We start from the raw sequence: 18,049 nt of genomic DNA, 5'->3' as shown, positions 1-18,049 counted from the left end.
TCGGGCTTTTCGACTCGCCAAATTATCCTGGGGCGGACTAGGTTCTCGGAATTGAGAAATGGGGGGAGCTCTGATAGTCTTGGCTATGCCAAAGACGATTCAATTTATCAAAAGCGCCGTTCTGGAAAAGGACTTCCCTGTACACAAGAAAGCTGAAGTAGCCATTGCCGGCCGCTCCAATGCCGGAAAGTCGTCTTTCATCAATGCCCTGACCAAAAACAAGATTGCGAAAGTCAGCTCCACACCGGGGAAAACCCGTTTGCTCAATTTCTTTGAGCTGGATCAATCCTATGTGATGGTGGATATGCCGGGTTACGGCTTTGCCGCACGTTCCGGTGATGAAATGCGTGAATGGCACCGCATGATTGAAACTTATCTGATGAATCGTGAACAGCTTCGTGGACTGTTGCTGGTGATGGACATCCGTCGCTCCTGGACCGAAGACGAAGAGCTTTTGAAAGAGTTCTCTGAACGTCGTGGCTTCCCGCTGGCCGTGGTGCTGACCAAAGCCGACAAAATGTCGCGCAGTCAGATGCTGCAAGCGGTGGCGAAAGTGAAGAAGGCCTCGGGCCTCAGTGCCGTGTTTGGTGTGTCCTCTCTGAAAAAAGAAGGACAGGACGCGGTTGAAGACTACATCTATGAAAACTGGGTAAAAGAATGAAAATTGTCGGTGTGATTCCCGCTCGTTTTGGCTCTACACGCTTCCCCGGAAAACCTCTGGTGAACTTGAAAGGCCGCCCCCTGATTCAGTGGACGGTTGAAGGAGCCAAGAAGTCCAAACTTCTGAGCGAGGTGATTGTCGCCACCGACCACGAAGGCATCAAAGCCGCCGCCGAAGCTGTCGGCGTTAAAGTCGTCATGACAGACAGCGATCTTCCCACCGGAAGTGACCGAATTCATGCTGCCATTAAAGATGTATCCTGTGATGTTGTTGTGAACATTCAGGGTGATGAACCGCTGGTGACTGGCGAGCTGATTGACCGTTTGGCTCAGGTGTTTGTCGATGATCCGAAAATGGACATGGCCACGCTGGCGCATCCGATCAGTGCGGAAGAACTGCAATCCATGAACTCGGTCAAAGTCGTCACGAATTGCCGGGATGAAGCCTTGTATTTCAGCCGTTATCCAATGCCTTATTCCCGTCTGTCGGCCCAAGAGGCCGGCAGCATGGATGGCTGTCTGAAACACATCGGCATGTATGCCTATTCCAAGAATTTTTTGAAACAGTTCTGCGAAGCTCCTCCGGCCCTCATTGAAAAAGCCGAGAGTCTGGAGCAGCTGCGCGCTCTGTATTTAGGTGCAAAAATCAAAGTAATCAGAGTCAAGGAAGCCAGTATCGGGGTGGATACTCCCGAAGATCTGGCGCGACTCGAAAAACTCTTAAGCTCACAGGGGATGTAATGGCAAAGAGAAAGACCACCACGAAGAAGGTGTCGACAGCGAAGTCGACCAAGAAAGCATTGAAGCAAAAATTTATTTTTGTCACCGGGGGCGTGGTTTCCTCGATTGGCAAAGGACTGACAGCTGCCAGCCTTGGGGCTTTGCTGGAAGGCCGCGGTCACAAAGTGACCATCATGAAATTTGACCCTTATTTGAACGTGGATCCGGGCACCATGTCGCCATTGCAGCACGGTGAAGTGTATGTGACTGAAGACGGGGCTGAAACCGATCTGGATCTGGGCCACTATGAGCGCTTTACATCCGCGCTGATGAACCGCTCGAACTCGGTTTCCACCGGTCAGATTTATGACACGGTTTTGAACCGCGAGCGTCGCGGTGATTATCTGGGCGGAACTGTGCAGGTCATCCCGCACATCACCGAAGAAATCAAAGCCCGCATTTATGAAGCCGCTCAGGGCAGTGAAATCATTCTGGTGGAAATCGGCGGGACTGTCGGGGATATTGAAAGTCAGCCGTTCCTTGAAGCCATTCGTCAGATGCGCATTGATGTGGGCCATGAAAATTCGGTTCTGGTGCATGTGACCTATGTGCCGTACATCGCGGCGGCGGGAGAGTTGAAGTCCAAGCCGACCCAGCACTCGGTGAAAGAGCTGCGTGAAATCGGTTTGCAGCCGGATTTCCTGGTTTGTCGCAGTGAAAAAGTTATTGATGAAAATCTGAAAGCCAAAATCGGTTTGTTCTGTTCCGTGAAGCCGGAAAACGTTATCGCCGCTCAGGACAGCCGCTTCATTTACGAAGTGCCTTTGGCATTGCACAAAGAAAAACTGGATGAGCTGATCGTGGCACGTCTGGGACTTTCTGCCGGCAAGCTGAACATGAAGGGCTGGCAGAATCTGGTGAAGATTCTGGGGAACCCAAGTCATACCGTAAAAATCGGTGTGGTCGGCAAGTATGTGGATTTGAAAGAATCCTACAAGTCCCTGCATGAGGCTCTGGTTCACGGTGGGGTTGCCAACAACGCCCGCGTGGAAATCATTTATGTGGATTCTGAAAAGGTCACTGACAAGACCGTGCATTCTTTATTGGGCAAGGTTGACGGCATTCTGGTTCCGGGGGGCTTTGGCACCCGTGGTGTGGAAGGTAAAATCACGGCCATCAAGTATGCTCGTGAAAAACGTGTTCCATTCTTTGGTATCTGCTTTGGTATGCAGTTGTCGGCGATTGAGTTTGCGCGCAACGTGTGTGGTATCAAAGATGCCACCAGCCGTGAATTCCACGCTGAAAACAAACGCACTGGCAACTTCGTGATTGATTCCATGGCCGAGCAGCGCGGAGTGATCAATAAGGGCGGCACCATGCGCTTGGGCGCTTTCCCGTGTGCGATTGCCTCGGGTTCCCGCGCTCATCAGGTGTACAAGGCGTCCTCTATCATGGAACGTCACCGTCACCGCTTTGAATTCAACAACAAATATAAAGACCTGTTTGAAAAGAACGGCATGATGGCTTCCGGGATCTGCAAAGAGCGTGACCTGGTCGAGATCGTGGAACTTCCTGATCATCCGTGGTTTGTCGGCGTGCAGTTCCATCCGGAATTCAAGTCAAAACCCTTGGCTCCGCATCCGCTCTTCGTGCATTTTGTTAAAGCAAGCCTGAAGAAGAAGTAAGAAAGGTTCGTTAGAATATGTCCAAAGTTATTCAACAGGGTCTGAAAGTTCTAGAGGTTGAGGCCCAGGCCATTCTGGCATTGAAAGAGCGCCTTGGTGACTCTTTCGAACAAGTGGTGAAAATGATCACAGCCTGTGAGGGTAAAATTGTTCTGACGGGCATGGGTAAATCCGGCCAGATCGCCAGAAAACTTGCCAGCACCTTTTCTTCCACAGGAACTCCGGCGGTGTTTCTGCACCCGGCAGAAAGTTCGCACGGGGATCTGGGACTTGTTGAAAACAACGACGTGGTGATTGCGCTGTCTTATGGCGGTGAGTCCCCTGAGTTCGCGGGCATCTTAAGATTTGTTTCCCGCAAAGGCATTCCCCTGATCGCAATCACCGGCAAACCAGAATCGTCTTTGGCGAAAGCCGCTCAAGTCACTTTGAACGTTCATGTTTCAGAAGAGGCTTGTCCTCTGGGGCTTGCTCCCACAGCCAGCAGTACAGCAACCCTTGCGATGGGGGATGCGGTGGCGATGGCCGTGATGGCGGAAAAAGGCTTCAGCTCTGAAGACTTTGCGGAATTCCATCCGGGCGGAAGCCTTGGTTATCGCCTTCTGACCCGCGTTCGGGATGTCATGCACGGCGGGGACGCTTTGCCGACAGTGACTCTGGAGACACCTGTTCGCCAGGTGTTTTCGATCATGACCCACAAGGATGTTCGCGGGGCCGCAGGTATCGTTGATGAAAAAGGTGATTTGGTCGGGGTGATCACGGATGGTGATATTCGTCGCCGTCTGGAAAAATCCAATGATCCGCTGACGGGTCTTGCCAAGGATCTTATGACCACCAATCCAAGAACCATTGATGCGAATGAACTGGCGGAAAAAGCCCTGTTCGTGATGGAGCAGTTCCAGATTCAAATGGTCTTCGTTCTGGATAAAGAGTCCGCAAATCCACGCAAACCCGTGGGCATCCTGCACATCCAGGACCTGTTGCGCGCCAAAGTCCGTTAATTTATGAGGCCGCCTTTATTTGTCACAAAAGGCGGCTTTGGATCCTAATATCTGCAAACAAGCCGAACGCAGGAGTCTGATATGTCCCTTAAGAAATCTCTGTTAGTCTTTGTAATGGGTGTATTTGTCATTTTGGCAGGAATGATCAGCTCGGCACACGCCGCCGAAGCACTGGAGATCGTGCCAAATCAAAAGGTCTGCATGGTCACCAATATGGTGTTCCCGCGTGACCAGATCCCGGTTAAGCAGGGAAGTAAGACTTATTATGGCTGTTGTGAAAACTGCAAAAAGACCCTGGCTGAAGATGCCACGGCTCGCATGGCCATCGACCCGGTATCAGGAAAGTCCGTGGACAAGGCAACGGCCGTGATTGCAGCTCGTGCCGATGGTTCTGTGATTTACTTCGAGAATAAAAAGAACTTCGAAAAGTTCCGCACCGGCAAGTAATTTTCCAGGAGATCCAATGACCCATTCATTCACACAAAAAGCAGATATTAAGATTGTCGGTATTGCCGTTCGCACCAGCAACCGCGCTGAAATGCAGGGGAATGGAAAAATCGGCTCCCAGTGGCAGAAGTTTTTCAGTGAAGGGGTGATGCAAAAGATCCCGAATCAGCTTGCCGATGGACCCATTTACGCAATTTACACTGATTATGAAAGTGATGTGAACGGCGAGTATTCGTTCATTCTTGGCAAAGAGGTTTCTTCTTTTGATAATCTTCCAGAGGGCCTGGCCGCGAAAGTGTTGCCAGCATCCCGATATGCGGCCTTCACATCGAAGCAGGGGCAGATGCCCAATGTGGTGATAGATCTTTGGCAGCACATCTGGGGTTTGAGCCCAGCGGACCTGGGAGCTGAGCGCGCCTACAAGGCAGACTTTGAGATTTATGATCAGCGCAGTGCGGATCCTCAAAACTCCCAGGTGGATGTGTTTTTGTCCGTGCGTTAAATCTTGTCGCTGCGGTCCTGAACTTTGTCTATCAGGCCTTCGATGGCGTCTTCCAGAATATCCAGAACATGATCAAAACCGTCGACGCCCCCGTAGTAGGGATCGGGCACGCCTTTGACTTTGAATTCTGAACAGTAATCGGTGACCAAAGAAATCTTGGTCAGCAAGGTTTTGTCCGGGCAGCGCTGTCGCAGATTTTCAAGGTTGCTGGCATCCATCGCCAGAATCCAGTCAAAGTCATAATAGTCGGATTCCCGAACCACACGGGAAATGCTTGTCAGCTCATACCCCCGGCGTTGTCCATGCAGAATGCTGCGCGGATCGGCTTTTTCCCCGTCATGGGCTCCGGAAGTTCCTGCGGAATCAACCACCCAAGGCAGGTCCCGTTGTTTGATAAGATGTGCCGCCACGGCTTCAGCAGTGGGGGAGCGACAGATATTTCCCAGGCAGACAAAGAGTAATTTTTGGCTTTTCATTTGAATTATTTTAGGGCTATTATTTTGTCTTGTCATTATAAGTGGGGCCGTAGCTCAGCTGGGAGAGCGCAACGCTGGCAGTGTTGAGGTCGTCGGTTCGATCCCGATCGGCTCCACCATTTTTCACCTGACGGGCTAAGGCCAGGCGGGTTGTTCTGTCTGTCAGATTACAGACTTTTTCTTTGGCTGATTTCCTCACATTCAAGCCTCGACTCTCACTTGTTAGACTTCACCACAGCCCTTTAATAAAATACAGATCATGGCATCAACATCATCCAATACTGTTTGTGATATTTCCCGTCTTTCCCAAGTTTTTGTAACGGGGGAAGATCAAAACAAATTCAAGCTGGGAACTTTTTGGCAGAAGGCACCGGCCATTCTTATATTCTTGCGGCACTTTGCCTGTATCGCCTGCCGGGCGCATGCCAAGGATGTCTGGGCTAACCGGGACAAATATGAAAAAGCAGGAGCGCAGATCTACTTTATAGGCAACGGCTCACCGACCATGATCAAAGTTTTTAAAGAAGATCTTGGGCTGGAGGGAGCCTGGGTGTTTACCGATCCAAATTTAGAGTCCTTTCATGCGGCAGGATTCAAGCGCGGATTTTTTTCGGCCTATGGATTTAAAAGCCTCAGTTCAATCAGGAAACTCAAAGAGCAAGGTCACGTTGCCAAAAGATGGAGTCCGGAACAAGGCGATGCCACGCAGCTTGGTGGGATTCTTGTGGTGAAGCCCGGCGGGAAAGTCACTTATCAATATATCAGTGAATATCAAGGGGACGTGGAAGAGCCGCAGGACTATTCACCTTAAGGCGAGAGCACTGGGGCGCATCTTTTTTGGAGACCGTTGTCCCAGTTTTGTCGTTTGCCTTGGCCACCGAGAACGCGATTAAAAGCATCATCGTGATGGAGTAGATTAGGTTGAGTTTCATTTGAAACCTCCGCAGCATTATTGAGCCATTCCTGCTTGCGGGGTTTAATCATCGCGAGGTCCAGAGTGGTGAAAAACAACTATTTGGTTTTTACCGTGGCGCTGCGGACCTGTTGAATGTAGTTCAGAATCTGACTTTCAGCTGCGGTACGCACAGAGCCCTGTTTTTTTGCATTTGCGACTTGGCCATTCATCAGGACTTTCTGAATTGTTTCATCCACCACGATCTCATAGTCAGCGTCTTTCAGGATTTTACGTGTATCCAGCACGGCCTTCAGATAGCGGGTCATTTCGTTGACCTCAACGTCGTTGTACTTGCTCAAATCCAAAGTCCACTTCATGCCCAAAAGACCCAACTTCACTTTGTTCTTCAGGCCCTTGTCGATGTTGCTGGCTTTGGCGACCAGCATGGTCAGGATGAAGTTTTGGCGGGCTTGCAGGATCTGAATAAGTTTGCTTTCAAATGCCAGCAGGTCATACGAAGACGGCTTCAGGTCGTTCAGGGAAATACGACCTGCATCCAGATCGGCTTTTTGCTTCAAAGCACGCTCGATCAAAGACAGCATGGACATGTGTTCGATCCCTTTTGGGTCGACACGGTTTTTTTGTTTGTCATTCACTTCGTGCAGGGTTGTGACCAACGCCAGGAGGTTCATGTCACGGTTGTCGTCCGAGGTCGGAGAGATAAAATCTTCTGTCGGGGCATATTCATGAATTTCACGGATGAATTCACGAGCGGCCGAAGATGCCAGTTCTTCACGGCGGTGATCGTTGTCCAGCCCCTGCATCGACCACAATTGGAATTCATAAGCCCAGAAGTACTTCACACCCAGGCTGAGCTTTTTCGCCATTTCCTTGGATTCATTCAACTGTTGCAGGAATTCTTTGCGCAGAAGAGCGGCATTACCCTGTCTGAGGGCATCATAAAGCTCTGCGGTTTTATTATCCAAAGACTCTGATTTTTTATCCAGCTCGCCGGTTTTTTCTTCCATGCGTTTCGTGGTTTCATTCATTTCCACCGTGGACTTGTGCATATCATCCAGATTCTTTTTCATTTCGCAGGCAGAAGTCAGGCTGCCAACACAGGCAAGCATCAGCAGGGTTTTCAAATGTGAATCGCGAAGCATAATTCCTCCAGAACGGTCAGTATCCGGAGGGGAAGAGCATAAAGGATGCCATCAGAACTAGAGCTTGGAATCTAATACCGAGATTTACACGGCTTTGTCTTGAAAGCTTGTAATGCAAGAACTGTCCGACTTTTTGACAGCAGGGCAGTTCTTACAAAACCAATTTAGCGAGAGATATAGTACACGCCATCTTCCGGTGTTGGGCAGGCTTGTTTATACAGACGGCTGTGAGAAGGCACCAGATAGATGCGGCTCCATTTGTAACCGTCAGCCGCCGTCACGGTGGCCGGGCGAGGGTCCAAATACACGATGTCCCCTTGGGCCACCTGCCCACACACCGTGGCGCTGGTGGATGGCTTGGCGCGGATGTTTCGTTTGTCTGCCATCTTGAACTGGCTGTAGCGGCTGTCGATATCGGTTGGAAGTGAATTCACCCAAGCGGCGATGATCTTGTTCACGCGTTCACCTTCGGCAGTGCCAAAGATCTGTTCTTTGTCGGCCGGAGGCATCGGCGTGTAGCCTTCCACGCGAGCGACGCTGCCATACAGTTTACTGCGCTCAAGGTTCCCCGGAAGAATCCATTCATTTTTCACCAGGAAATCGAGATTGCTGAAGCGGTCCTTGCCGAAGTCCTGGGCCTGCATATTGCCGTGGCAACCCAGACAGTGCTTTTGAATCAGTTCGGTTTGAACCTTGCGATAGCCTTCTTCCAGCACAGGACTTTCTTTGACTGCGGATCTCCACGCCAGAAGCTGCACTTGGGGATCGTTGGCGGCAGCGGCGTTTTTGTCACAAGGTTCCTGATGATTGGCGTTGGCTGATCTTGCCAGTCGCACGATGCTGCGGTTTTCACGGTCCTCGACAATCCACAGGGATCCATCGGAAGCTTCGGTGAAGGCCACCGGAGCCCCCTTAGGGCGAATGCCTTTGACTTCGTCCCACTTGGAAATGATTTCGGTGTAAGAACCATGACGGGCCATTCCACCATGAGGAGTAAAGGCCTTGCGCGTGCTGCAGGCACCTTTTTGATTGAAGCCGAAAGTGGAGCTGGATTCTTTCGCCAGGGGCAGACCATTGCTGTCCACGTTGTAGGCGACCAGACGATGTCCGGTGGGTTGATAGCCGTGCCACGTAACCAACAACTTATCGCCGAAGAGATCACCAAACATCTCGCCCTTATAATAAGCCATGTGCAAAGGGGCCACATGTGGTGGCATCAGTAACCACGGGGCCTGATAATCACCGATACCGGAAGGGTTGGTTTGGGTGCAGTCCACGGGTTTCTTAAACTGTTTGTGCATAGGAAGGTTTTTGTTTTCCGGGAACAGCCATTCAGGCGAAGTGGCGTGGAAGTTATAGCAATAGGGCCAGCCATAATGACGGCCAACTCCGTTATCCAGATCGACGACGTTGATTTCTTCGTAAGGTTCCTCCAGCTCGGCAAAGTCACGACTGTTTTCCCCTTGAATCAGATAACCCTTATCAGAAATCGCCATGGCCATGGAGTTGCGTAATCCCAGGGCCGTGATTTCATAGTTTTTGATGCCACCTGCAGGAAGGTTTTTCAGCAACTGGGCCGGGATGCGATAGATAGCACCGTTGCCTTGGGCTTGGTCTTCCGGACAGGATTTATAGGCGCCGGTGCCCTGAACCACGCAGTGATCACTGGGTGACCCAGAGTTGATGTAAAGGTCCCCGTTGCGTGGATCAAACACAAACTGCGAAAGCGGGTGCATGTAACCTTCTTTGCGTGCCAGGTTTCCCACCACCAGAGTCCAATCGGTGATCTGATTGTTTTTCAGATGAAATTTGAAAATGCGGGTGCGTTCACCGATGTAGTAATACCCATCTGGTCCCAATGCCAATCCATGGGGCGTTTCCAAATTCAATTTTAAAGTTTTGATTTCATAAGGGGACGAGCCCGAACGAGTCAGCAGGAACAGGCGGCCGTTCTGCGGGCTCCATCCGCCCATATCGACGACCAGAAAATCCTGAGTTCCGGCAATCTGTAAAATAGTGCGGGGCTTGATAAAGCTTTTGTCATTGCTGCGATCCACGGCGCGATCCCGGGGCATCACCATCCCCAGACAGGTGCCGGGCATGGTTTCCACCTGCAGGCGAGGGAACCCGTCGCAGGAGGTGTCCAAGGGGTCATAAAGATAGCCGCTTTTATCCAGCACCATGCGAGATGCCGCTGTTTTACGGTCCGCACTTTTTTGCAAAGACGTACATTGAACCAAGGAAGAAGCCAGAATCAGCCAGAATAAAACGCGCATGATATCCCCAATTAGAAGTCCTTATTCAATTATGGAGGCTTTTAGGCCCTTATCAAATGCAAATTTTCCATATTCATTCCTTTGTTGGGGTTGGGTTTCCCCATCTGCCGGGGTCCGGTGTCATCCTAATAGGGAGGCCTCATGGATGGAGCCAAACTTCTTGTCAGTCTTGTGACCTTGTTGATTGTGAACCCGACCCTGGCCAGCACGGATCGCACGGAATGGGGAACGGGCAGTTCCAGTTTCAAAATGCCCAAGGTGAAGGACCGGGAAAAACTCAGCTTGCTGCTGCCCTCTTTCGTGGTTCACGGAATCAAGCCCACGATGACAGCGTCCGTGGAAATGCCCCGTAAACTGGACGGCAATGGCGCGGCGGTGATCACGCCGGGGGTTGGGTTGGAATATCAAACCGCCACCGGGGTCACCTTTCTGGCGGCGATGGTGAAGGACTGTTACGACAATCTGGCCGGAACTTTTCAGGTGGGCCGCAACTATGAACTGACTGACAGGGTCAGTGCAGGATGGTCCATGGGAGTTTACGCTCGACAGACGCCGATGGCCTGCGAAGAAACGAGCTTCGGTCCGTATTCTTACCGGGAGTGCTATGAACTGGACAGCTATAAATGGAAATTCATGGGCAGTGTGAACGGGCATTCCGTGGATGTGATCCCGATGCCGTTTGCCCACCTGACTGCGGCTTTGTATAAAAGCCGCGACATGCAGGTGGATCTGAAAATCATGAGCAATGTGTTTTTGAACGAAGTGGGGATTGGCATCCCCTTTTAAAACTTACTTCTTGGAAAGGGTCACGACCGGAGCTTCCTGTTCAGTCAGGTAAGAACCCTGATCAAATGGCAGCGCCAAAATCTCTGTGTACTGAATTTCTTTCGGGCCGGAGCGCTTGTTGATAAGTTGACTGATTTTATTTTTAATCATTTGTGCCGCTACACCACGGTCGGAACTGCTTTGATCCATATCGGTGTGCAAAAGAATCGCGAAATAGAATTCACCCTCTTTGGTGGAAATCGAACCTGCCAGTGTCTTGGCTTTGTTCACGGTCCCGGTCTTGGCGATCATCGCACCTGCGGCATTACCACCGAAATTATCCACGGTGGAATCATTGTCTTTGTTGGCAACAGAAAGCACATCACTCAGCTTGTAACCTTTGGCTTCCAGGGATTTGTTCAGCGTGTACAAGGTCTTGATCATGGTTTCACAAGTGGCCTCGTTATAGACGGGTTTTGCCGTCGTGCCTTCGTTGTTGCCGGAACCATTGTGGAATACGATCTGATTTTGATCAGCTTTCAGTGTGGCTGCCGCAAAGGTGTTGAAGGCCGCTGTGCCACCCAGGTTCCAGTACAGGTTGTCCGCAATATAGTTATTGGACTGGTTGTTCATGCGCTTCAGGATTGTGCGCAGTGGAGCGGATTTCAGGACCACGCTGCCGGTGTATTTGTCTTTCTTGTAGTTGGATTTCGGCAGGAAGGAAATGTTGCGCACTTCAATTGTGGGCTTTTCCAGCATAAAGACTTTGGCTTTTGTGGCTTTTTCGCGAAGCTTGTTATACATCGCACGATTGATGGCTGTGGAGAAAGACTCTTTCAGATTCTTGATCACAGCCTCGGCCTGCTGTTCGATGGTTTCATAGCGTGGGGTCACGCCGCCAATACGCGGGGATTCCTCCGCCAGCCAGTCCAAAAGGAAGTTTTCATCAAAGGTCAGGTTCTCAATTTTTGTGACCTTCATGCGGTTCAATTCAGAGATCAGGAAATAGCTGAGGTTGCGACCGAAGATAGGATCACGACTGCCTTCCACATGCAGATCCATGGCGCCGTTGGCTGTCGGGGTCAGGTGCAATACGGTTTTATGGCGATAATCCACGCCCAGCTTTTCGATCGCCCACAAGGTGGTGATGACTTTGGAAATGGAAGCCAGCGGGTATTTTTTCTGAAGATTGCCTTCGCCCTCGATGTCCTTCACGGCGGTGGAGGCCTTCATATGGCAGACGGAATTGACATAAACCTTGGCAGAGGCCGTGGAGGCCATCAAAACGGGTGCAGCCAGAGCTGCCAGAATACCAAGTTTAAATGTCGAAGCCATACGTCCTCCTTTGCCGCTTTTTCGGCGACCGACTGGCAGAGTTCATATTCCGTGCCGGGGTCAATTTCAATGAGTCAGAGCCGAGGAGGTGTTATAGGGCCTTTTCCGTCTAAAGTGACGGAAATTGGCAGTCAGTTTGTCATTTGCCATGGTCGGGGATTGCGGACCGGAAAGGGGCAATTAAGTCTTCGTCATTCTGTTTTATTTTGGTTGTGATCAAGGGGTAAAGACTGACAATGATCGTCTCTTAGAAAGCATCCGGGGGAAGAGTATGTTGGATTTTTCAGTTCTCAACTCATCATTCGCCAATCCGACATGGATTTCGATCATCTATGCCTTTTTGCTCAGCTTCATCCTGGGGACGGCCCTGGCCGTGGCCTATGTAAAGACCTTCCGAGGGCTTTCTTATTCTTTGAACTTCCTGCATGGATTGGTGCTTTTGCCGATTGTCATCGCCATTGCCATGCAAGCTATTGGTGACAACGTGGCCCGCGGTATCGGGATGATCGGGGCCCTGTCCCTGCTTCGCTTCCGCACGAACGTCAAAGACCCTCGCGACATGTTTTTTATTTTTGCCTCGTTGGCCGTGGGCCTGGCTTCCGGAGTTCATGCCTATGGCATCGCGATTCTGGGAACGGTGTGTTTTATCCTGGCTTTGACGGTGCTGCAGAAATCCCCTTTCGCTGCCGGGCCTCAGTTTGACGGCCTTTTGCGTTTGAATCTTTCCCGATCTGGTCAGGATCAGCGTGAGGTGGAAGATGTCCTTGGAAAATCCTGCCGCCACTTTGCCTTGGCCACGATCAGAGAAATGGGGCAAGGGGAGCGTTTGGACTTTTCCTATCAGGTGCGCTTAAAGCCTCGTCAGACTTCCGCCGAGCTGGTTGAAGAACTGGGGCGTATTTCTTCGGTGCGCGGCCTGAACTTTATGAATCAAGAATCCGTGATCGAGGTGTAAGGTGAAACTAGCTGACGTCGTCGGGACCGAGAACCGTTTTCTATTGGGCTGCTGGAGCGTGGCCGTGGTTCTGGTATTGGTGCTGGGGTTGGTACTGGGGTCCGATCCGGTCAGTATTCTGGGCGTGGCGGAGTCCCGCGAGTTCCAGGTGAACTTTGACAGTCCGGTTGAAATCAAACACATCTATGTGCTTCCCAGTCAGATTGTTCGCAAAGGCGATTTGCTGGCAGAACTTGGTCAGTCAGAGTGGGAATCCCAACTGCGGGTTCTGAAAAGCCGCTATGACAAACTCAATGCCGAAATGCACCTGCGCCAGCAACTGGCAGGGGTGGTTAAAGACCTGGGGCATCTGGCTCCTTCGGCGGATCCTTTGTTGGTTGAACTTGAAGACGCCCGCCGGGAAATGGCTTTGATCGAAGGGCGCATGAAGAATCTATTTGTATTTGCCGAAGTGGATGGCGCCGTGGGTGCCGTGAACTTCAAAAACGGTGAAAAGGCTCCGGCTTTTGCGCCACTGATCACTTTGGTTCCTCTCAATCCCACTTATGTGAATGGTTACATCAACGAAAACCTGTCCTCGACGTTGTCCGTGGGGCAGGTGGTGGAAGTCAGTTCAGCCGGAGGCAAAGTCGTGCGGGGATCGGTGGTCAGCATCGGTTCGCGCATTGTGCAGATTCCGGAAAGACTGTTGCGCATTCAAACCCTGCCGGCCTGGGGCCGTGAGGTGGTGATCAAGATTCCCCGCACGAATGAGTTCCTGTTGGGCGAAAAAGTCTTTGTTCAAAAAAAATGGAGCTTGTCGCTGTTGAGTCAGGCCAATGCCGACGAAGCGGCTCAGAACCTGGATTCCCAGCAACAGGATCCGCGTGAAATGGACATACCTCTGAACATTGTCGAGACTTTCAAGCCAGAGATGTCCGGCGTGGTCTTTGTGCCTGAGCTGAAACAATTTGTTCTGGTGTCTGATGACTATCCCGAAGATCGGCCGGTGCTTTTTCTGATGAATGAACAGGGGCAGATTCAGCCTCATCAAATTCAGCTTTCCGGCCTGCCGGTGATGGCCGATATTGAATCGGTCTCTGTTCAAGGGGACTCCCTTTATTTGCTAAGCTCCATGTCCGCAACCAAAAAGGGAAAACTTAAAGAAGAGCGGCAGATTTTTGCTCAGATAAAACGCAACGGACTGCGCTACAGCGTTGAACATCATGTGGATTTGCGCAAGCCCCTGATGCTGGCGTTGAAAAACTCCCAGGATCCATTGTTGAAAGCTGTCTATGAAGCCGATCTGAAATTGGCTAAAGAAGGCTTTGAAGTTGAAGGTCATGCCATTGATAACAAAGACCTGTATCTGTCGCTCAAGGGGCCCGTACTTCATCGCAACGAAGGGATTATCCTGAAGGTGTCAGATTTTGCTTCTGCCTTTGAGGGGGTTTTGAAGCCCGCTCAGGTGACGCTGGCCGCCCGCTTTGAAATGAAACTTCCGCACCAGGATGTTGAACTGGTTCTTACGGACCTGATCAAGCACGGAGGTGCGTTTTACCTGGCCTCCTCTTGCCGGGGGGCTTCCTGCAGTGCCATCTGGAAAATATCCCCTGGACAGACTTCCCCCGAACTGTTGCATGAATTCCGCATGCGCCATTTGGAAGGGCTTGCCCTCCATCCCGACACTCATCAGATGTTCGCCGTTTTTGACAGCAAAAGTTCCAGTCAGTATGCCGTCGTCAGTCTTGTAGCAGATAAAAGGACCCCGTGATGCTTTTGTCTTGGATCCTTTTGGGGGGACTTTCTTCATTTGCGGTGACGCCCGAGCAGGTATTAAAGACGGCGTGGGCCGACACCACCTACACTTCGCAAGAGGAAATGCGTCCGACCGATTCGCGCAATCCTTTGCGCAATGTGGAAGGCTTTGTCAGCGCCGAACAGGAAGGCAGTAAGAATGAATACGAAGTCGGACTGAAGTTTCAGTTTCGCTCGTGGCCCGAATGGAAGCTGGGCCCGAATTCGGAACCCCGAAAAAAGGTGCTGCAAGAGGCCTCCTTGGCGTGGGCCCTGCATGAGCGTTACCTGAATCTGATCTCATACCAAATCAGCCAGCAAAAAATGGCCGTGTTAAGCAGCTCCATGAAGTTGTCCGAGGGATACTTAAAGGCGCAAAGCCTTTCTTTGCGCGCCGGGCGCACGACGACGAAATCTTTTCTGGGGGCTCAAGGGGACATTTACAAGTTAAAACGCCTTGAAAGTGGAATTGCCCAGGAACACAAGCTTGCAGCAAAAAGGATAAAATCCTGGGTTCCGCAATGGGAAGAAAACCCTTTGGAAAGCTTTGATCTTATCAGTGTGCAAGAGGTCGTGGATGCCGTGGGCAGCCTGCCGACTCCGGAGGCTTCTTTAACGGCGCGAATTTCAGAAACTGAATTCAAGGACATCAGCCGGGAACTTGAGATTTTGCGAGGCCGCGAAGATCAATGGGTGAAGGGACTGGATGTGTCGCAGACCCACAAAGAGGATGAAATCGGTTACAAGGTCGAACTGACTTTGCAGTTGCCCCATCTGGGGTCCGATGATCTTTCCCGGCAAAAACAGAATGAATTGATTCTGAAAAGAGCTCTGAAGCAAAAGGAAGCCGAAAACAGCAAGGACCGACTGGTCAGTTTAAAGAATCAAATTCAGAATCTGGCCGGACTTTACAAGATGACCAGTCAGGGCTTGAAGGAAAGCCAGAAGGTCAAAGGGCAGGATACGTTAGCGGTACTGGAAGGCCGTCTGCTGCAAGAGCAGACAGAACTTGATTTGCTCAGCCAGCAGCAGGAAATTTTAACTTTGTTTGTCGAGTATCTTCTGGAAAGTGAACGCCTGGCCACTGAGCCCACCAAGAATCATCTGAGTAAATCCCAGAAAGTGGTGGCCTTGTGAGCGGCCCGGTTTCACCGCTGGCGTTAGAGCGGTATGAGCTGAAGTATCTGATCCCGGCAGCACTTGTCGATCCCATCTCGCGCTTTGTGGAAACCTATTGCGAAATGGACTACTATTCCACAGTTTCGTCCGACAAACACTACACCATAAACAGTCTTTATCTGGATACACCCAGCCTGTACCTGTTGCGTTTCAAAGAAGCGGCCAATGCCTTTAATTTTAATATGCGAATTCGCTCTTATGGCGACAGTCCCAAGCCGCCCTACTTTTTTGAAATCAAATACAAGCTGCGTGAATTTGTGCGAAAAAAGCGGGCACTGGTTCATGATGAAAATTGGGCGGAAATTCTGGAGTGGGGAAAAATTCCGGAGCATATTCAGGGAAGTTCCCGGCAGAACCTGGAAGAGTATCTGCGAGTGAAAATGAGCTATAATGTGGGCCCGGTGATTCTGACTCAGTACCGCCGCAAAGCTTATTTGTCGGTGGTGGATGACTATGCCCGCGTTACCTTTGACCGCGACCTGCGCTATCAGGAGATGAACGAGTGGTGTGTGCGACCGGACGGCCGTCTTTTGAGTCACTATGATCATCCGGAGTCCTTTGAAGAGCCCGGATGCAATGTCATTCTGGAACTGAAGTGCGAAAAGAAGATCCCTTATTGGATGGTGGATCTGATCCGCCGCTTTGAATTGGAAAGCGGTTCTTTCTCGAAGTTCGGAAACTCCATGGCGACCCTGTTGGGTATGCCCGAGGTTTTAGCCCCGGGCCCGTTGTATCTTTAAATGCTGCAAGGGGTGAGCGGAGGTCGCGCACCCGGCAGATAATTTTCCAGATCCAGATCAAACTTCAACTGACCTGTGCGGCAGGCGCCGGTCAGGATTTCTCTGGCTTTGGCGGCATTGTCCTGCAAAGACCGATAATCCTTGTCTGTAAAGAGCAGTTCTGTTTTGAAGTAAGCCTTTGTGGCCGGATTTGCCAGCGATTTTTCAAAAGCCATAAAGTAACGATATGTCAGATAGCTCATATGCCGGACTTTTTCCAGAACACTGTAGGCTCTCATCATATTGTCTTTGATAACTCCGCAGTCGTTGTCTTTTAATATCATTTCTTTCAAGACCACGGCGGCCCGTCCGGCCATCTGGCGTTTTTCCTCGGGCGGCACGACGATTTTTCCATCCACCAGTTCCGCTTCGGATTTCGCGCGTTCAATCCGATGGGTGGAAGGATTGATGGAATACCAGTAAAATTTGTAATGGATGTTTCCGATGCGGTCCTGCTGATTCATCAGGGTGTCGATCAGAACCATGTCGGCGACGTCTTTCATTTGAATTACATCCTGAGCAACCCGGGTGAATTCCGCCGAACCCGCGATTTGGGCCAGAGTTTTGGTGCTGGCCACTTTCTGAAAGGGCTTTTGTTTCAGGAAACGCTGATAGCGACTGTTATAGGGGCCCCGGCCACTGACATCATTATAGAGATTTTCATTCTTCACGTTGTCAGAAAGTCCGCCGTAAAGCTGCGTGAAGGTGGTGTCCGTGAGCTGGGGAAAGGCGCGGGGGTTCAGATGCATTTCCCCGAGCTTTCGCCAAGCCTCGGCGATAGTATCCGTTGAATCACGCAAGGCGTGCACCGCCTTGCTGGTCAGTTGGCTGTGAACCTTCAAGTCCATGGTGCGAATCACCGAGACCGGAACTCTTCCGACTCCTCCGAGGATGCGTGACATGTGATAATAGGCAAGAATCGACGGGGTGTACGAGCAGGTGATAGTCTGTTTGAATTTTGCTTCGGTTTTAACACCCATTTTTTTGACGTTGCAGTCAGAGGCATCAATGGCCTCTTTGCTGTACTGGGCATTGGGGGCAATCAGCAGAACTCCGGGATTGGTGGAATTGTATTTGGGGCAGAGGCCCATCGTGCGATAGAAGTCATATCCACACAAAGTGCTTTCTTTGCCGGTGTCATCACTGCGATAAGCGCCGCCCGGCCATTTCTTGGCGATCACACAAAGCTCACGCACACCGTAGGGCGATAAATATTCTGTGCGCGCTTCGCCTTGAAGGTTTGCAAGATTGACGGCGAATGCGCCGGAAACGGGAGCCAACACAGACAAAACAGCAGAAGTGCAAGTTGCAGCAAGCTTCATCCAACTACCTCATTTGGGGGAGTGTTCAGGTCCTTCTTTGTTTATATCCAGAAAAGAAAATTAAAAATACTTACAAGATCAGAAGACCAATGTCGATGTTGTGGGCTCGCATTCAC

Annotated in this window: 17 protein-coding genes and 1 tRNA gene; 13 read left to right on the top strand and 5 right to left on the bottom strand. The window is 50.9% G+C overall.

Going from position 1 to position 18,049, the window contains the following annotated elements; all coding sequences use genetic code 11:
• Window positions 1-85 precede the first annotated feature (85 nt).
• From yihA to B9G79_RS14455, 6 genes are all read left to right on the top strand, one after another.
• On the top strand, window positions 86-661 hold the full coding sequence (gene yihA / locus B9G79_RS14480) for a ribosome biogenesis GTP-binding protein YihA/YsxC (RefSeq protein ID WP_232469318.1): 576 nt from the start codon (window positions 86-88) through the stop codon (window positions 659-661).
• On the top strand, window positions 658-1,401 hold the full coding sequence (gene kdsB, locus B9G79_RS14475) for a 3-deoxy-manno-octulosonate cytidylyltransferase (RefSeq protein ID WP_088566134.1): 744 nt from the start codon (window positions 658-660) through the stop codon (window positions 1,399-1,401). The genes yihA and kdsB overlap by 4 nt, the downstream gene beginning before the upstream one ends.
• Window positions 1,401-3,065: a CTP synthase gene (locus B9G79_RS14470; protein WP_269768119.1), complete on the top strand. Its 1,665-nt coding sequence runs from the start codon at window positions 1,401-1,403 to the stop codon at window positions 3,063-3,065. The genes kdsB and B9G79_RS14470 overlap by 1 nt, the downstream gene beginning before the upstream one ends.
• A 17-nt stretch (window positions 3,066-3,082) precedes the next feature.
• On the top strand, window positions 3,083-4,063 hold the full coding sequence (locus B9G79_RS14465) for a KpsF/GutQ family sugar-phosphate isomerase (protein WP_088566133.1): 981 nt from the start codon (window positions 3,083-3,085) through the stop codon (window positions 4,061-4,063).
• An 81-nt stretch (window positions 4,064-4,144) separates the two neighbouring features.
• Entirely contained in the window at window positions 4,145-4,510 is a 366-nt protein-coding gene (locus B9G79_RS14460) for a TRASH domain-containing protein (RefSeq protein ID WP_088566132.1), read from the top strand.
• Window positions 4,511-4,526: 16 nt separating this feature from the next.
• Complete coding sequence (locus tag B9G79_RS14455) at window positions 4,527-5,012, top strand: GyrI-like domain-containing protein (RefSeq protein ID WP_088566131.1); 486 nt, start codon at window positions 4,527-4,529, stop codon at window positions 5,010-5,012.
• Here B9G79_RS14455 and B9G79_RS14450 read toward each other — a convergent pair.
• Window positions 5,009-5,488, bottom strand: a complete 480-nt coding sequence (locus B9G79_RS14450; protein WP_088566130.1) for a low molecular weight protein-tyrosine-phosphatase — start codon at window positions 5,486-5,488, stop codon at window positions 5,009-5,011. The two genes, B9G79_RS14455 and B9G79_RS14450, sit on opposite strands and share 4 nt — an antisense overlap.
• Window positions 5,489-5,531: 43 nt before the next feature.
• Here B9G79_RS14450 and B9G79_RS14445 point away from each other — a divergent pair.
• Window positions 5,532-5,607 (top strand) — tRNA-Ala (locus B9G79_RS14445).
• Between the two features lie 140 nt (window positions 5,608-5,747).
• Window positions 5,748-6,299 (top strand): AhpC/TSA family protein, encoded by a 552-nt coding sequence (locus B9G79_RS14440; RefSeq protein WP_088566129.1) that lies wholly within the window; start codon window positions 5,748-5,750, stop codon window positions 6,297-6,299.
• A gap of 200 nt (window positions 6,300-6,499) precedes the next feature.
• Here B9G79_RS14440 and B9G79_RS14435 read toward each other — a convergent pair whose 3' ends face one another.
• Both B9G79_RS14435 and B9G79_RS14430 read right to left on the bottom strand, forming a co-directional pair.
• Entirely contained in the window at window positions 6,500-7,546 is a 1,047-nt protein-coding gene (locus B9G79_RS14435) for a hypothetical protein (RefSeq protein WP_088566128.1), read from the bottom strand.
• Between the two features lie 164 nt (window positions 7,547-7,710).
• Entirely contained in the window at window positions 7,711-9,822 is a 2,112-nt protein-coding gene (locus B9G79_RS14430) for a PQQ-dependent sugar dehydrogenase (RefSeq protein ID WP_088566127.1), read from the bottom strand.
• Window positions 9,823-9,963: 141 nt separating this feature from the next.
• On the opposite strand from B9G79_RS14430, the gene B9G79_RS14425 reads away from it, so the two are divergent.
• Complete coding sequence (locus B9G79_RS14425) at window positions 9,964-10,608, top strand: hypothetical protein (RefSeq protein ID WP_088566126.1); 645 nt, start codon at window positions 9,964-9,966, stop codon at window positions 10,606-10,608.
• A 3-nt stretch (window positions 10,609-10,611) separates the two neighbouring features.
• Here B9G79_RS14425 and B9G79_RS14420 read toward each other — a convergent pair whose 3' ends face one another.
• Window positions 10,612-11,922, bottom strand: a complete 1,311-nt coding sequence (locus tag B9G79_RS14420) for a D-alanyl-D-alanine carboxypeptidase (protein ID WP_088566125.1) — start codon at window positions 11,920-11,922, stop codon at window positions 10,612-10,614.
• 271 nt (window positions 11,923-12,193) lie between these two features.
• On the opposite strand from B9G79_RS14420, the gene B9G79_RS14415 reads away from it, so the two are divergent.
• From B9G79_RS14415 to B9G79_RS14400, 4 genes are read left to right on the top strand one after another with little or no spacing between them, the layout of a single operon-like run.
• Window positions 12,194-12,877, top strand: a complete 684-nt coding sequence (locus B9G79_RS14415) for a DUF4956 domain-containing protein (protein WP_088566124.1) — start codon at window positions 12,194-12,196, stop codon at window positions 12,875-12,877.
• A 1-nt stretch (window position 12,878) separates the two neighbouring features.
• Window positions 12,879-14,630, top strand: coding sequence for a DUF3616 domain-containing protein (locus tag B9G79_RS14410; RefSeq protein WP_088566123.1), 1,752 nt, complete (start codon window positions 12,879-12,881; stop codon window positions 14,628-14,630).
• Window positions 14,630-15,790 (top strand): hypothetical protein, encoded by a 1,161-nt coding sequence (locus tag B9G79_RS14405; RefSeq protein ID WP_088566122.1) that lies wholly within the window; start codon window positions 14,630-14,632, stop codon window positions 15,788-15,790. The genes B9G79_RS14410 and B9G79_RS14405 overlap by 1 nt, the downstream gene beginning before the upstream one ends.
• Window positions 15,787-16,572: a polyphosphate polymerase domain-containing protein gene (locus tag B9G79_RS14400; protein WP_088566121.1), complete on the top strand. Its 786-nt coding sequence runs from the start codon at window positions 15,787-15,789 to the stop codon at window positions 16,570-16,572. Before B9G79_RS14405 ends, B9G79_RS14400 begins: the two co-directional genes overlap by 4 nt.
• Here B9G79_RS14400 and B9G79_RS14395 read toward each other — a convergent pair.
• Window positions 16,569-17,933 carry a hypothetical protein gene (locus B9G79_RS14395; protein WP_088566120.1) on the bottom strand — a complete coding sequence of 455 codons (1,365 nt, stop codon included), beginning with the start codon at window positions 17,931-17,933 and terminating at the stop codon, window positions 16,569-16,571. The two genes, B9G79_RS14400 and B9G79_RS14395, sit on opposite strands and share 4 nt — an antisense overlap.
• Window positions 17,934-18,049 lie beyond the last annotated feature (116 nt).

It is taken from the genome of Bdellovibrio bacteriovorus, assembly GCF_002208115.1.
GTDB lineage: Bacteria > Bdellovibrionota > Bdellovibrionia > Bdellovibrionales > Bdellovibrionaceae > Bdellovibrio > Bdellovibrio bacteriovorus_C.
Note: the sequence above shows the minus strand (reverse complement) of the source record. Positions and strands in the feature narration are given on the sequence as shown.

Bases quoted from the DNA above. Each gene is read 5' to 3' on its own strand.
- yihA (WP_232469318.1), top strand. From the start codon at position 86: ATGCCAAAGACGATTCAATTTATCAAAAGCGCCGTTCTGGAAAAGGAC.
- kdsB (WP_088566134.1), top strand. From the start codon at position 658: ATGAAAATTGTCGGTGTGATTCCCGCTCGTTTTGGCTCTACACGCTTC.
- B9G79_RS14470 (WP_269768119.1), top strand. From the start codon at position 1,401: ATGGCAAAGAGAAAGACCACCACGAAGAAGGTGTCGACAGCGAAGTCG.
- B9G79_RS14465 (WP_088566133.1), top strand. From the start codon at position 3,083: ATGTCCAAAGTTATTCAACAGGGTCTGAAAGTTCTAGAGGTTGAGGCC.
- B9G79_RS14460 (WP_088566132.1), top strand. From the start codon at position 4,145: ATGTCCCTTAAGAAATCTCTGTTAGTCTTTGTAATGGGTGTATTTGTC.
- B9G79_RS14455 (WP_088566131.1), top strand. From the start codon at position 4,527: ATGACCCATTCATTCACACAAAAAGCAGATATTAAGATTGTCGGTATT.
- B9G79_RS14450 (WP_088566130.1), bottom strand. From the start codon at position 5,488: ATGAAAAGCCAAAAATTACTCTTTGTCTGCCTGGGAAATATCTGTCGC.
- B9G79_RS14440 (WP_088566129.1), top strand. From the start codon at position 5,748: ATGGCATCAACATCATCCAATACTGTTTGTGATATTTCCCGTCTTTCC.
- B9G79_RS14435 (WP_088566128.1), bottom strand. From the start codon at position 7,546: ATGCTTCGCGATTCACATTTGAAAACCCTGCTGATGCTTGCCTGTGTT.
- B9G79_RS14430 (WP_088566127.1), bottom strand. From the start codon at position 9,822: ATGCGCGTTTTATTCTGGCTGATTCTGGCTTCTTCCTTGGTTCAATGT.
- B9G79_RS14425 (WP_088566126.1), top strand. From the start codon at position 9,964: ATGGATGGAGCCAAACTTCTTGTCAGTCTTGTGACCTTGTTGATTGTG.
- B9G79_RS14420 (WP_088566125.1), bottom strand. From the start codon at position 11,922: ATGGCTTCGACATTTAAACTTGGTATTCTGGCAGCTCTGGCTGCACCC.
- B9G79_RS14415 (WP_088566124.1), top strand. From the start codon at position 12,194: ATGTTGGATTTTTCAGTTCTCAACTCATCATTCGCCAATCCGACATGG.
- B9G79_RS14405 (WP_088566122.1), top strand. From the start codon at position 14,630: ATGCTTTTGTCTTGGATCCTTTTGGGGGGACTTTCTTCATTTGCGGTG.
- B9G79_RS14395 (WP_088566120.1), bottom strand. From the start codon at position 17,933: ATGAAGCTTGCTGCAACTTGCACTTCTGCTGTTTTGTCTGTGTTGGCT.